We start from the raw sequence: 12,902 nt of genomic DNA on the forward strand, positions 1-12,902 counted from the left end.
CTTTTTAAGGAGAGAATAGAATCCAAAGGCTTTTAAAAATTAGAGAATTTTTAGGATAATCTCTTAAAAATCAATTTGGGCGAAACTGATTCAATCACATTTTTCGAATCAATGCTGCGGCAAGCTGGATATTTTCCACGGAAGCGAATCGTTCATGTTTGACCTCATGATGAACCTGCTCATGGATCCATGTGGTATGGAAAGGAATATGAATAGCATGCCCGCCCAATTCCAAAACAGGTAAAATGTCTGATTTAAGACTATTGCCGAGCATCACAAAATGCTGTGGATCTACATCTAAATGACGGATAAGTTTTTCAAAATCCTCCACTCGCTTCTCACTCATGATTTCAATATGGTGGAAGTATTTTTCCAAACCTGATTTCCGAAGTTTTCGCTCTTGATCCACCAAATCCCCTTTCGTGGCTAAGACCATGCGGTAATCTCCATTTAGGTTTTGTAGCACTTCTTCCACTCCAGGAAGTAAATCCACTGGCTTTTCAAGCATTTCCTGTCCTATTTGAATGACTTTTTCAACAAGTGATATGGGCATCTGCTGATTGGATATGCGCATGGCGGTTTCAATCATGGAGAGCATGAAGCCTTTAATTCCGTAGCCATAAAGCGTAAGATTACTGATTTCCGTGTGGTATAATTCCTTGAGAATGGAATGAACGGGCATAAAATCTTCCAGTAAGGAGCAAAATTTCTCTTCTGCCTCCCGAAAGAAAGGTTCGTTAACCCAAAGGGTGTCATCTGCGTCAAAGGCAATTACCTGAATAGCCATTAGTCTAAGTTTTTGATCCAGTCAAAAAGCACATTTCTCCAATTTTCTACCGCTCCACGATTCATTCCAAAAGCAAAACCATGGCCTCCTTTAGGGTAGATATGTAAGGATGCTTTTACTCCATGTGCGTGAAGGGCTTGATAGTAGAGGGTACTGTTTTCTAAAGGAACTGCAGTGTCATCTTGCGCATGAACCAAAAATGTGGGTGGAGTATGTTCATTCACATTTAATTCATTGGAAAACCGGGTAACTAATTCAGGAGATGGGTTTTCCCCAAGAAGATTTTTTTTCGAACCTCCATGGGTAAATCGATCATTGAAGGTGATGACTGGGTAGACCAAGATAGAGAAATCCGGTCTTGCTGATAATTGATCTATGGAATCCATTTCCCGGTCAACAGCGTGTTCATATTGGGTGCTTAGTGTCGAGGCAAGATGCCCGCCAGCGGAAAAACCCATGATGCCAACTTTTTCGGGATCAATGCTCCACTCATTTGCATGATGACGAACCAAGCGAATAGCCCGTTGTGCATCAAGCAAAGGTACCTCTTTGGGATCGGTCAAGGATTTAGAAATAGGAAGCCTGTATTTTACTACGATCCCTGCGATTCCTTGGGAATTAAGCCATTTGGCAAAATCAGTCCCTTCCCAATCATAGGCCAAGATGCCATAACCTCCTCCTGGAAAAATCAAAACTGCCTCTCCTGTGGCAATTTGTTTCGTAGGAAGATACACTTCGATGCTTGGATTTTGAATATTGGAAATGCGAAGAATACCCTCTTGAACAGCTTCCTCTTGAAGTTCCATTTCTTCTTGCAAGGGTGGAGTTCCTTCCCATAATGGGATTAAAAAGTTTTGGGAAAAGCCTGTTTGAACTATCAAAAATAGAGTGAATAGGATAAAATTACGTTTCATAATCAAATTGCTATTTATTGAATTTAAAATCAAAGATCTGTTCCGTTAAGGCCCAACGCCAGTTGGGTGGAGTACCCGGGAGATTAGTTTGATATTGTCCGACGAAAGCCTCCCATTCCTGAACTTTTGGGTTGGCGTTATCCAAACGGGCTTTTTTTTCAAAGCTGAATTCTTCTTCTGTTTTCATGATCATTACGAGGCGGTTTTGCCAGCGGTAAATTTCCATTTCAAGAATTCCTGCCACCCGGATACTTTTCAGGATCTCAGGAGAAACTGCTTGATGACAAGCTACATAGGCTTTAATGGCTTCCGGCTCATTTTTTAAATCACAGATTAATACAAAGGTCTTCATGTGTTTAAATCGGGTTTACTTTTCTTACTCGAACTGCAAAAAGAAGTACCATTACGAAACACAGAAGAGGAAGTATAAAGGAGAATCGGACTTCGGAAACGCCTAAAATTTCGATATCGGTATATCCGGCTCCTCCCCAGTCTAGAATCATTCCTTGCAAGGTGGGCATGATCGCTCCTCCGACAATAGCCATCACCAAGAAAGCAGCTGCAAATTTTGAGTCTTCCCCAAGCCCTTCCAGTGCAATGCCGTAAATAGTTGGGAACATCAATGACATGGCAAAACTTATTCCTACCAAGCTATAAAGTCCTGTCAAACCCGGAAGAGAAATAGCCCCAAAAGTGAAACTTATTGCCAAAATGGAGAAAGCTGCCAATAGTTTTGGACCAGAAATAAAGCGGAGTAGGAAAGTACAAACCCATCTTCCCAGAAGGAAAACAATCAGGGCTGAATAGCCATAATTCACGGCGGAGGCATTATCAATTCCCAGAGCTTCCGCATATTGATAGATGTATGTCCAGACCATGATTTGGGCACCTACATAAAACATCTGGGCGAGTGTCCCCTCCACAAAATTCCGGTTGGAGAAAAGCCTACCCATGGTTGGCCAAAAATCAATTTTCCCGGAGCTGTCTTTGGTTTCAGGCATTTTTACCAAGGCAATCAATACGAGAATTCCGAGTACGACCAATCCTAACATTACATATGGGTTCCGAATAACCATCAAATCATTTGTCCGAATGACTGCTTTGGCTGATTCTTCCAAAGTTTCATAGAGAATGATCCCATTTTCATCGGTGGCATTTGATTGCAAAGCGTTGAGAATAAATTGTTTTGCAACAAAAAGACCTGCTAAAGCCCCCATAGGATTAAATGCTTGGGCTAAATTCAGTCGCTGTGTCGCTGTTTCCTCCGGTCCCATGGAGAGGATGTAGGGATTCGCGGTGGTTTCCAAAAATGCCAAACCAAAGGTGAGGATGTATAAGGATGCCAAGAAAAAGCCATAACTCTCCCAAGATGCCGCTGGATAAAAAAGTAAAGCTCCGAATGCATAGAGTCCCAATCCTAACAAGACACCTGTTTTGTATGAATATTTTTTGATGAAAAATGCTGCTGGCAATGCCATCGTAAAGTAACCACCATAAAATGCCAACTGTACCCAGGAGGCCTGCACATTATTCAGCTCCAAAACCCGCTTGAAGGCAGCCACCATCGGATTGGTAATGTCATTAGCAAAACCCCAAAGTGCAAAGAGAGAAGTAATTAAAATAAAGGGAATAAGTAGCTGCTTGGGAACAAGTGGGGCTTTGGGTTTCATAGGGCACGGTCAAGATGGGTATAGCCACCGTCTACAAATAGATGTTGTCCGGTGATGTGGGAGGCTTTTTCAGACAGTAGAAAAACTACCATTGCTGCAATTTCTTCGGGTTGGGTCATTCGTTTTCCCAAAGGGATTCGATCTGTGATTTCTTTCAGTTTAGTCTCAGGATTAGGAAAACTTTCCAACCAATTTTTATACAAAGGGGTCATTACTTCGGCTGGAACCACAGCATTGACACGAATTTTATAGGGTAGGAGCTCGGCAGCCCATTCACGAGTTAGTGCTAATTGGGCACCTTTTGCAGCGACATAGCCCGAAGTGCCTCCTTGTCCTGTAATGGCTGTTTTTGAGGAAATATTGACAATACTCCCTTTTGTCGTTTTCAGATAGGGGAGTGCAAAATGTGCCAAATTGTAGTAATGAAGCAGGTTTTTAGAAACTGAGTTTGCGAACTCCGCTGGCGTCCCATTTTCCAGCCCTATCCCGTCATTTGCTCCTGCATTATTGACCACTCCATAAATCTTTCCAAACTTTTCAATGGCAATGTCAATAGCTTGCTTGGCATGAATTTCCGCTGTCAATCGCTGCTGAATATGAAGCGCTTTTCCTTTCGAAAGCTCAACAAATTGACCTCCTTCAGGAGAGAGGTCGACTATCACTGGAATCGCCCCTTCTTCGATAAGCATATTGGAAATGGCTGCTCCGATTCCTTTTGCTCCGCCAGAGATTATAATTACCTGCTCTTGTAGCTTTAGATTCATAGGATTTTGAATTAGGTGATTCCGTAGAATTTTGAAGAGGTTAATCCCATGATTTGGCTTTTCTCATGAGCTGAAAGTGTATCCGTAAACTCTTCTACTAGCCCCGAAATTTGTTCATAGGATCCTGCCAGCAAGCAAACAGGCCAGTCACTTCCGAACATCAAACGATCAGGGCCGAATAGTTCAAGCGCAATTTCCAAAAAGGGTAGAAGTTGTTCCCGATTCCAATTTTTCCAATCTGCTTCAGTGACCATTCCAGAAACTTTAGCGAAAACGTAATCCCGCTCTGCGATAGGTAGCATTGCTTTTTTCCACTCTTTCCATTCCCCATTCTTGATGTAAGGTTTTGCCAAATGGTCGATAACAAAAGCATGCCCCTCACATTGTTTGACTACTTTCAATACGGCCTTCAAATGGGTTGGGAATACCAAAATATCATAGGTAAAACCGTAGGAATGCAAGAGTTTTAGTCCTTGGATAAAATCCTCTCGCAGCATGTATCTTGGATCTTTGTCTTGTAATATTTCCCGAAAGCCCTTGAGCTTGCGCGATTGACTGAAATCCTCCAGGGTTTTGCTTAAATCTGGAGAACCCAAATCGGCCCATCCGACTACCGCTTTGATCCAATCATTTTCTTCTGCCAAATCCAGTAGAAATTCTGTTTCTCTAAGGCTTTCTTCTGCCTGTACAGCAACGCACCCATCCATCTTGGATTCTTCCAAAATAGGTTTTAAATCCCCGGGCAAAAAATCCCGACGGATGGATTTCATACGCTCATCTATCCAATCGTGACGTTTTGGATCATATTTCCAAAAGTGCTGATGGGCGTCAATTCTCATGCCTCAGGATCATTCATTGCCACCTGTCTGGAGGATCCCAATCCTTCAATTCCCAATTCCACCACGTCTCCATGTTCTAAGTAGCGAGGTTCAGGTTTGAGTCCCATACCTACTCCAGAAGGGGTTCCTGTAGAAATTACGTCTCCAGGAAGGAGCGTCATGTATTGACTGATATGTGAGATGACTGTAGGAATGTCAAAAATCAAGTCGGATGTATGGCTGTCTTGGAGTATTTTTCCATTGAGCTTTAGCCAAAGCCTTAGATTGTGGGGGTCTTCAATTTCATCTGTGGTTACCAAATAAGGACCAATTGGAGCAAAATTATCTGCACTTTTTCCTTTTACCCATTGTCCACCATGTCGAAGTTGAAAATCCCGTTCACTGACATCATTGTGAACAGTATATCCAGCTACATAATCCATTGCATCTTCAACAGATACATATTTGGCACGTTTTCCGATGACCACGGCTAATTCTACTTCCCAATCCGTTTGCTTGGAATTTTTTGGGATGAAAATAGGATCATATGGACCGCACAAAGAAGAGGTGGCTTTCATGAAAATGATGGGAACTTCAGGCACTTGCATCCCCGCTTCTTCTGCATGTTTTCGATAATTGAGACCAATACAAATAATTTTCGATGGTCTGGCAATTGGGGATCCTATCCGTGCATTTTTAGGAACTTCAGCTAAGGAATCCTGATGATCAACCAACCAATGTTTCAAACGATAGAGGCCTTCATTCGCAAAAAATGATTCGTTCCAATCTTCCCCAAAGGATGAACAATCTAAGTTTCTTCCATCTAGAGTTTGTATTCCAGGTTTTTCCTGTCCTTTTGGGCCAAAGCGAAATAGTTTCATGACAAATAGCTGTGAGATTATTGGGTTTGAGTTGAATTTACATTTTTAAGTGAAGGAAACCTCCATCAATATTATAATTGGCTCCTGTGATAAATCCACTGGCATCAGAACTTATAAAATAGGCTAGTTCGGCGATTTCTTCCGGAGATGCCATACGTCCTATCGGTTGCGTGGCGGCCAGTTTTTCAAACATATCCTTCTCTTGTCCAGGGTAATTTTTTGCCAAAAAATCATCCACAAACGGTGTGTGAACCCTTCCGGGAGATAGGCAGTTGCATCGAATTCCTTTGTCGACATAATCTCTGGCAATACTAAAAGTCATAGAAAGTGCAGCGCCTTTGGTCATGCTGTAAGCAAATCGATCAGGGAGGCCCATGGTGGCTGCTACCGAACACATATTTAGAATGGAACCACCACCATCCTGAATTAATTTGGGAAGAACGGCCTTAGTACAAATAAACATTCCTTTCACATTGACTTGGAAAAGCCTGTCAAAGTCTTCTTCTGAAGTGTTTTCAACCTTTCCGATATGGGAGATTCCTGCATTATTGATGAGTACATGGAATTTTCCGGGATGTCGTTGGACATGATGGTTAACCGATTCAAAATCTGTCACATCAGCTTGCCAAAAGTTTACATTATGGCCTTTTTCCTGCTCCTCATGCATGACCTGTTCTCCAGCAGGAATATTGGAGTCAATAAAGTAAACCTGGCTTCCTTCCCTTGCGAATTTCCGTACCATGGCTAGGCCAATACCACTTGCTCCACCGGTAATTAGAATGGATTTATTTTTCATAATTTAATACTAAAAGGTGAAGGGTTAAACAAAAACCAGTTTGCCGGTCTTCACGGATTCATCGCATGCAAAGGCGATTTTCAAACTGTTCAGCGCATCCTCTAGGTGATCTGTCAAGTCCAAATCATTCTTGATCGCTTGGAGAAAATAGGCCTGCTCCCGGTCACATAGCTCTTGATGTCCGGGTTCATCTTTCATATTGATCCATTCATCCTTTTTAGTAAAATGATTTTTCTCATCTATATCCGCATGATGCACTCGAATAGATTCTGTTTTTGTATGGGAGTCCACATCATCTGATTTACCACTACTACCGGCATCCTTGGCTACAATGGATACAGCACCTTTTGGTCCAAAGACATCTTTAATGAAAAAAGCAGTTTCTGAGATCATTGGGCCCCAGCCAGCCTCATACCAACCCACAGAGCCGTCTTCGAAGCGGATTTGTAGCTGCCCATAATTATAATTGTCAGCAGCGATATCATCAGTAAGTCTCGCTCCGATAGCGGAAACGGTCATCGGTTTGGAGCGAGTCATTTGGCACATTACATCAATGTAGTGAACCCCGCAATCTACAATAGGGCTCAGGCTTTTCATCAAATTACGGTGTACATCCCACATGAATCCATGACTCTGCTGATTGAGGTTCATTCGCATTACAAGAGGTTTTCCCAGTTTTTGAGCTTCTTCAATAAAGCGTATCCAAGAAGGATGATGCCGTAGAATATATCCCACCACTACCTTTTTTCCAGTTTCATTAGCCTTGTCAATGATTCGTTGACTCCCCTCTATCGTGTCAGCCAGTGGTTTTTCAATGAAGATATGACAACCATGATCCAATGCCTTTAATGCAAATTCCTCATGCGTATCCGGGTAGGTGGAAATACATACTGCATCTGGTTTGGTTTGATCTAGCCCAGAATCAAGGTCATCAAAAAGTGCATAGTCAGCCCCCAGTTTCTTATTTAGGCGAGATTTGCTTTCCCCTCGGGAAACTAATCCGCAGATTTCAAATTCAGGCATATTGTGATAGGCTGTGGCATGGGAGGCTCCCATATTTCCGCAGCCGACTACAAGTATTCGGATGGGTTTATTCATGGCTTTTTTATTAAGTGCTGATTTTTTCTAGATCTTTTTTGGTTAGGTATACAATGTTGATATCCAGGGTGATAGGAGTTAAGGGTTCATCTCGGTCATCACGATCCACGTTGACAATTTGATCTACGATATCCATACCTTTTATGACTTTTCCGAAGACCGTATAATTGTTGTCTAATCGGTGTAATCCCTCTTTATTTTGGACAATGTAAAACTGGCATCGAGCTGAAAGCTTTCCTTCGTTATCATCTCTTCCAGCACCCACTGCACCATAAACATGGGTGAGCTCGGGGTGGAATTCAGGCTCTAATAAATATTCAGGGTCATTAAAGCCCTCCGGTGTGTCCGGACAGCCTCCCTGTGCTACAAAATCCGGAAGCACCCGGTTAAAAGTCAAGGAATCCCAGTAGCCAGCTTCAGCCAATTGGATGAAACTTTCTCGATGATTTGGGGTTCGCTCGTCTAATTGAATAAGAATTTCTCCTAAAGGAGTAATGATTTGACCAACCGGAATATAGTCTTCTTGATTTTGAAACAGGAGTGTTAATCCAAGGAAAATCGAAAAGAAAACAGGATTCATAAGTGGAGGATTTTGTACTATAAAGAATTGAATTTTAAGCGTAATTCAATTCTTTTTTAAGTTAAAAGATATCCTTAAAACTGTCCAAAAATCCAACGACTTTCTTCTAGGTTTTATTTGTCCAACACCTATCGGAATGAAAAATTTTGTTTAGGATAATTGGGTAACCTTTCGTTTGTTATCTACCGGATTTGCATACATGGAAAGGTATTTTTCCAATTCCTCAGGGTTTTGGGAATTGATTTTTGCTTCAATTCTTTTTTCAAAATCTTCTTTTTCCTTTTTCGTGTAATGGGATTTGAATTCATCTTTGGAATGTAACAAATCATGGGCTATAAAATTGCTTGGCCAGAGTCGATAGCCTTCCCATATTTTTTTATCAATCACATCAGCCAACTGGCTTAGCTTTTCAGAAAGTGGTACATCTTGTTCCGCGATTTGATCAACGGCCTCATTCATTACTCCATTGATGGACAGGTGAATCCTCTTTTTTGTCCCGATAATCCCCCGTAGAAGGTTTAAAAAATCTTCGTTTTCGCTTTTGATGTATTTTTCATCTCGGGCTTTTGCGATCAATTCCGGTATTTTTAAGGTGTCCGTTGGGTCGTACTCATAGGAAATCGATACGGGTACCAGTTTGATTTTTTGGAAATACCGAAATGGGTCTTCCCCTTTTTCGGCCAATGTCAGCATGCGGAGCACCCCTTTTTGAGTCATGTCATTTCCGTCTTTGGTTCGGCCCTCTCGCTGGGCAATCCAAACAGAACGGTTTTCATGATCCAAGGAATTGTAAATAAACTCAGAAGCTAAAATTGAGCTTTCGAGAAGTTCCCTGCCTTTCAAGCCTCTTCGAATCGCAAAGTTTCTGTTTAGCCTGGAAAGGGTCAATAGAAATGGTTTTTGGATCAAATTGTCTCCGATCGCAGAAGTGGTCATCACCAAGCCGTTTTCAAAAAGACAGGCGTTTAGAAGTGAAGTGTCTAGAATGATATCCCGATGATTGGAAACAAAAAGATAGGCGGTATTTGGTTCCAATTGTTCAAAACCAGAGGTGCTCAGACCGTCAGAACTTCGCTCTAGGACTTTCATGACACCCGGGTAAAAAAAGTTAATCTGAAAATCGCGAAGGGAATGGGTGTGGCGCATCAATTCCTTCCAAAGCTGGCTATTATCTTCCGGGAAGGTGAATTCCATCATGGCAACAAGCATAGGGTTGTCTATGATTTCCAGAATCGCCTTATTCGCTTCCGCATCAAAAAAAGGTCTGATTGAATCAAATTTTGACATAGTAGGGTTGATAAGCTTTCGCAAAAAGCAAAATTATAGAAAGATTTCCGATTGGAATTTGGGATAATCCCTTTCTGTGGATAAGGTTCTGTTAGTTTCGTTGAAGGTATCTGTCAAAGAACAAAAGATGAACCGGAAGCGCTTCTGTCCAATATTTCCATGTATGAGCACCAGGTCGCTCAATGTATTCATGTGGTATTTTTCGATCCAAAAGTAGTTGTCGCAATTGTCGGTTGGTTTTGATTAGAAAATCATCCACTCCACAATCTATGATAATTGCATGGCCATTTTCCTGAATTTGATCTACCAGACCTACGATAGTATATGGATTGAATTCCGGAGCTTCATAATTCAAATCCTCTCCCAACATTTGTTTCTGTCCTGATCTTCGAAGGTTTCTAAATTCATCAGGAACCTCCCAAAGTCGTGTGTCGATATTCATCACGCCAGACATGGTGCCTACTGCGATGAATAGTTCAGGATGCTTTGCGGCCAACATCATAGCCCCATGTCCACCCATAGAAAGCCCTGTGATTGCTCTTGATTCCTTTTTTGCGATCGTCCGGTAGTTTTCGTCTACAAATGGAATGAGCTCTTTGACTATATAACTCTCATATTGCACAGAATCCTGTAGCGGGCTGTCATAATAATAGCTTGAGGGGGCTACTCCGGGTGTTACAATGATGATTTGGTATTTATCTGCAAGACGTGGTACCAAGCCTGGTTCGGTTACTTTTTTGTGCCAATCACTAAATGAACCGCTTCCCCCGTGAAGCAGGTAGAGGACTGGGTAGTGATTTTCACCTGAAAAGTAACTTCCGGGAACGGTTACTGCGGCCTGCAGTGCTTTATTCATAAGCTGACTTTTGATTTCGATGGAGTCAACCTGGGCAAATAAGAATTGCGGGAAAAATAAAAGAAGGAGTAAAGCTTTTTTCAACATGGTGTTTGGGTTTGAGTGCAGTGAATTATGAAATCAAAATTCAATGCAGAAATATATGCATAATCGGAAGGATCTTCTGAATGATTTTGATGGTTGGGGGAATACTTCCTTGCAAGAATTAGTATATTCCCTTGTGAATGAGTAAAGACTATGGAGAAATTAAAAAGAACGGCCTTTTTTTTAATCATCATCGTTTTCGGGGCCATCATCCTACGTGAAGGGGCATTTATTTTGGTGCCTGTGGTGTGGGGGATATTTTTTGCATTTGCCTTGTCTCCTGTATCCGACTGGTTGGAAAAGTTTCGGATTCCACGGAGTTTAGCCATTATTCTTAGTATTGTCCTTGTTTCCCTTGTCGTTTTTGGAATTGTCTATGCTTTGATCAATCAAATGGTAGGCTTGATCAGAGATATCCCAGAAATAGGTGAGAATTTTAAGGATAAGCTCGGGAAATATATGGAGCAACTCAATACAATAGTGGGTACGCAGGTAATCTTTCCTGAAAATCAAAATGAGTTATGGTCAATTCTGAGAGTGGAAAATTTAAATAACACCCTGTTTGCTACAGGTAAATCCCTAACCTTAGCGGGGATTATTCCACTTTATATCTTCTTATTGATGTATTATCGGGATTTTTTTGTGGCTTTTTTAATTCGATATTCTGTGAAAAGTAAAGAGCGAATTCTTTCTTGGGCAAAAGATTCAGGACGGGTGATTCAATCATACCTGACAGGAATGATATTAGTAACACTGATTGTTGCCATACTTTCTGGGATTTTCTTTTTTCTGATTGGCGTAAAATATTTCCTGCTTTTTGCAGCCTTTATCGCAATTATGAATTTGATACCCTACGCTGGAGTGGTGGTTTCATCCTTTTTTGTGATTCTCTATGTCTTTCTAACAACCGATTCATTTGTATACCCCCTTTTAACATTAGGAGTACTTTGGAGTATTCAATTGCTGGAAAATAATATTATCACCCCTTTGGTTGTGGGCTCTCATGTTCGGGTCAATGCATTTGCGGTGATATTGGCCATTTTGCTGGGAGGCTGGCTATGGGGGATTTCCGGAATGGTTCTTTTTATTCCTTTGATCGGTGTCCTGAAAATCACTTTGGAGCGAAGTGAGGGACTTGAAGCTTTTGGGTTTTTATTAAGCGACTCTGTCCCAGTAAAAAAAACCTCCGGTTCGAAAAATTGGTTTTTTTGGTTGGGTAATAAAAACTCCCACGCTGATAAGTCAAAGTGAGAATTTGTGCGGACGAAAGGATTCGAACCTTCACACCCGAAGGCGCTGCCGCCTGAAGACAGTTCGTCTGCCAATTTCGCCACGTCCGCAAAATGAGTTTAGATGGTTTGAAGTAGAGAGAAGGGATTTCTCATGCCTGCAGCCATTACGAACACACCTTATCAAATCCGCCTTCGATCTATTTTAAAACCCTAAATTCTAATCCCCAATATTTATTCTAGAAAACTTGTTCATCAAAAAAACCGACCTTATTTCTAAAGCCGGTTTTCTTGCAGAGAGTGGGGGATTGACTTCGTCTTTCCTAAGAGGTGGAGTTTACAAATCAAGCCTCCTCACTTCGTTCGCTTTTGTCTTTTTGTTTTTTATCCTTTTAAGCAAGCTTACTGGCTAAAAAAGCAAAAAGCCCTCCCGCTACGCGGAAAGGCTTGCTTTGCAGAGAGTGGGGGATTCGAACCCCCGGTACGGTTTGACCCGTACGACAGTTTAGCAAACTGCTGGTTTAAGCCACTCACCCAACTCTCTTTATTTTTATAGATTCACTTGAACTGATCTCAAATGAGTCGCAAATATAATTTAATTGACAAGACTAAAACAAGTTAATTAAGGGACTTGTGGCCTCCTTTTTTTAAATATTTTGCAAAGCGCTCATTTTCAAATTGAATTTCTGACAATTTTCTTCAATTCCTGAAAATTACCCGGTTTATGGTATTCCTGATCCTCTATGTTTTTCTAATTTGGCAGTAAATTTTTAAACATGATTATTCAAATTAGATCTGCTAAATTTTTGATTTCCAATCCAGGGGAAAGCATAGGGACTCTTTTGGTGAAATCAGATAATGAATTTGAAATCAAAAGATTATTTGGCTCCGAAAAAATACTAAAAAGCAAACTTCAGGAATGGCCTTATGAAGTTAGGGTTTGCAAACAGGAGTTTTTGAATGGGCTAATATTACTCGTCAAAGAGATCGATTACCAGGATTTTCGAGAGCTTTCAGATTTATTGTAAAAAAGTCAAAAAATATTTTTGAAAGCATTTGTGGGATGAAAAGCATTTTTCGTTTTAGTAGATACTTTTTCTTTTATTGAAACAAATAAAATACTGATAATCAGTGTTTT

The 12,902-nt window shown here is 41.1% G+C and carries 14 protein-coding genes and 2 tRNA genes; 2 read left to right on the plus strand and 14 right to left on the minus strand.

The window, feature by feature from the left end:
* Nucleotides 1–94 precede the first annotated feature (94 nt).
* The 12 genes from HWE15_RS03020 to HWE15_RS03075 form a co-directional block, all read right to left on the minus strand.
* The gene (locus HWE15_RS03020; protein ID WP_290506016.1) at nt 95–787 is read right to left on the minus strand and encodes an HAD family hydrolase; all 693 of its coding nucleotides are present in this window, start codon (nt 785–787) and stop codon (nt 95–97) included.
* Nucleotides 787–1,701, minus strand: a complete 915-nt coding sequence (locus tag HWE15_RS03025) for an alpha/beta hydrolase (protein ID WP_290506017.1) — start codon at nt 1,699–1,701, stop codon at nt 787–789. Before HWE15_RS03025 ends, HWE15_RS03020 begins: the two co-directional genes overlap by 1 nt.
* Nucleotides 1,702–1,711: 10 nt before the next feature.
* Nucleotides 1,712–2,053 carry an L-rhamnose mutarotase gene (locus HWE15_RS03030; protein WP_290506018.1) on the minus strand — a complete coding sequence of 114 codons (342 nt, stop codon included), beginning with the start codon at nt 2,051–2,053 and terminating at the stop codon, nt 1,712–1,714.
* Between the two features lie 4 nt (nt 2,054–2,057).
* The gene (gene fucP, locus HWE15_RS03035; protein WP_290506019.1) at nt 2,058–3,371 is read right to left on the minus strand and encodes an L-fucose:H+ symporter permease; all 1,314 of its coding nucleotides are present in this window, start codon (nt 3,369–3,371) and stop codon (nt 2,058–2,060) included.
* Nucleotides 3,368–4,135 (minus strand): SDR family oxidoreductase, encoded by a 768-nt coding sequence (locus HWE15_RS03040; RefSeq protein ID WP_290506020.1) that lies wholly within the window; start codon nt 4,133–4,135, stop codon nt 3,368–3,370. The genes fucP and HWE15_RS03040 overlap by 4 nt, the downstream gene beginning before the upstream one ends.
* An 11-nt stretch (nt 4,136–4,146) precedes the next feature.
* Complete coding sequence (locus HWE15_RS03045) at nt 4,147–4,974, minus strand: amidohydrolase (protein ID WP_290506021.1); 828 nt, start codon at nt 4,972–4,974, stop codon at nt 4,147–4,149.
* Complete coding sequence (locus HWE15_RS03050) at nt 4,971–5,834, minus strand: fumarylacetoacetate hydrolase family protein (protein ID WP_290506022.1); 864 nt, start codon at nt 5,832–5,834, stop codon at nt 4,971–4,973. Before HWE15_RS03050 ends, HWE15_RS03045 begins: the two co-directional genes overlap by 4 nt.
* Nucleotides 5,835–5,871: 37 nt before the next feature.
* Nucleotides 5,872–6,630 carry an SDR family NAD(P)-dependent oxidoreductase gene (locus HWE15_RS03055; protein ID WP_290506023.1) on the minus strand — a complete coding sequence of 253 codons (759 nt, stop codon included), beginning with the start codon at nt 6,628–6,630 and terminating at the stop codon, nt 5,872–5,874.
* Nucleotides 6,631–6,654: 24 nt separating this feature from the next.
* Nucleotides 6,655–7,728 carry a Gfo/Idh/MocA family oxidoreductase gene (locus tag HWE15_RS03060; protein ID WP_290506024.1) on the minus strand — a complete coding sequence of 358 codons (1,074 nt, stop codon included), beginning with the start codon at nt 7,726–7,728 and terminating at the stop codon, nt 6,655–6,657.
* Between the two features lie 10 nt (nt 7,729–7,738).
* Complete coding sequence (locus HWE15_RS03065) at nt 7,739–8,308, minus strand: peptidylprolyl isomerase (RefSeq protein WP_290506025.1); 570 nt, start codon at nt 8,306–8,308, stop codon at nt 7,739–7,741.
* 150 nt (nt 8,309–8,458) lie between these two features.
* Entirely contained in the window at nt 8,459–9,595 is a 1,137-nt protein-coding gene (locus HWE15_RS03070) for a 1-acyl-sn-glycerol-3-phosphate acyltransferase (protein ID WP_290506026.1), read from the minus strand.
* Nucleotides 9,596–9,686: 91 nt separating this feature from the next.
* The gene (locus HWE15_RS03075) at nt 9,687–10,451 is read right to left on the minus strand and encodes an alpha/beta hydrolase family protein (RefSeq protein ID WP_290506027.1); all 765 of its coding nucleotides are present in this window, start codon (nt 10,449–10,451) and stop codon (nt 9,687–9,689) included.
* Between the two features lie 237 nt (nt 10,452–10,688).
* Here HWE15_RS03075 and HWE15_RS03080 point away from each other — a divergent pair, with 237 nt between their 5' ends.
* Nucleotides 10,689–11,786 (plus strand): AI-2E family transporter, encoded by a 1,098-nt coding sequence (locus HWE15_RS03080; protein WP_290506028.1) that lies wholly within the window; start codon nt 10,689–10,691, stop codon nt 11,784–11,786.
* Between the two features lie 7 nt (nt 11,787–11,793).
* On the opposite strand, the gene HWE15_RS03085 is transcribed toward HWE15_RS03080, so the two are convergent.
* Both HWE15_RS03085 and HWE15_RS03090 read right to left on the minus strand, forming a co-directional pair.
* Nucleotides 11,794–11,875: transfer RNA gene (locus tag HWE15_RS03085), tRNA-Leu, on the minus strand.
* A 344-nt stretch (nt 11,876–12,219) separates the two neighbouring features.
* Nucleotides 12,220–12,308, minus strand: a tRNA-Ser gene (locus HWE15_RS03090).
* A 232-nt stretch (nt 12,309–12,540) separates the two neighbouring features.
* Here HWE15_RS03090 and HWE15_RS03095 point away from each other — a divergent pair.
* Complete coding sequence (locus tag HWE15_RS03095) at nt 12,541–12,792, plus strand: hypothetical protein (protein ID WP_290506029.1); 252 nt, start codon at nt 12,541–12,543, stop codon at nt 12,790–12,792.
* Nucleotides 12,793–12,902 lie beyond the last annotated feature (110 nt).

The sequence above is a fragment of the Algoriphagus sp. genome, from assembly GCF_013373065.1.
GTDB lineage: Bacteria > Bacteroidota > Bacteroidia > Cytophagales > Cyclobacteriaceae > Algoriphagus.

Excerpts from the sequence above, each read along its gene's own strand:
- HWE15_RS03020 (WP_290506016.1), bottom strand. The coding sequence starts at position 787 with ATGGCTATTCAGGTAATTGCCTTTGACGCAGATGACACCCTTTGGGTT.
- HWE15_RS03025 (WP_290506017.1), bottom strand. The coding sequence starts at position 1,701 with ATGAAACGTAATTTTATCCTATTCACTCTATTTTTGATAGTTCAAACA.
- HWE15_RS03030 (WP_290506018.1), bottom strand. The coding sequence starts at position 2,053 with ATGAAGACCTTTGTATTAATCTGTGATTTAAAAAATGAGCCGGAAGCC.
- fucP (WP_290506019.1), bottom strand. The coding sequence starts at position 3,371 with ATGAAACCCAAAGCCCCACTTGTTCCCAAGCAGCTACTTATTCCCTTT.
- HWE15_RS03040 (WP_290506020.1), bottom strand. The coding sequence starts at position 4,135 with ATGAATCTAAAGCTACAAGAGCAGGTAATTATAATCTCTGGCGGAGCA.
- HWE15_RS03045 (WP_290506021.1), bottom strand. The coding sequence starts at position 4,974 with ATGAGAATTGACGCCCATCAGCACTTTTGGAAATATGATCCAAAACGT.
- HWE15_RS03050 (WP_290506022.1), bottom strand. The coding sequence starts at position 5,834 with ATGAAACTATTTCGCTTTGGCCCAAAAGGACAGGAAAAACCTGGAATA.
- HWE15_RS03055 (WP_290506023.1), bottom strand. The coding sequence starts at position 6,630 with ATGAAAAATAAATCCATTCTAATTACCGGTGGAGCAAGTGGTATTGGC.
- HWE15_RS03060 (WP_290506024.1), bottom strand. The coding sequence starts at position 7,728 with ATGAATAAACCCATCCGAATACTTGTAGTCGGCTGCGGAAATATGGGA.
- HWE15_RS03065 (WP_290506025.1), bottom strand. The coding sequence starts at position 8,308 with ATGAATCCTGTTTTCTTTTCGATTTTCCTTGGATTAACACTCCTGTTT.
- HWE15_RS03070 (WP_290506026.1), bottom strand. The coding sequence starts at position 9,595 with ATGTCAAAATTTGATTCAATCAGACCTTTTTTTGATGCGGAAGCGAAT.
- HWE15_RS03075 (WP_290506027.1), bottom strand. The coding sequence starts at position 10,451 with ATGAATAAAGCACTGCAGGCCGCAGTAACCGTTCCCGGAAGTTACTTT.
- HWE15_RS03080 (WP_290506028.1), top strand. The coding sequence starts at position 10,689 with ATGGAGAAATTAAAAAGAACGGCCTTTTTTTTAATCATCATCGTTTTC.
- HWE15_RS03095 (WP_290506029.1), top strand. The coding sequence starts at position 12,541 with ATGATTATTCAAATTAGATCTGCTAAATTTTTGATTTCCAATCCAGGG.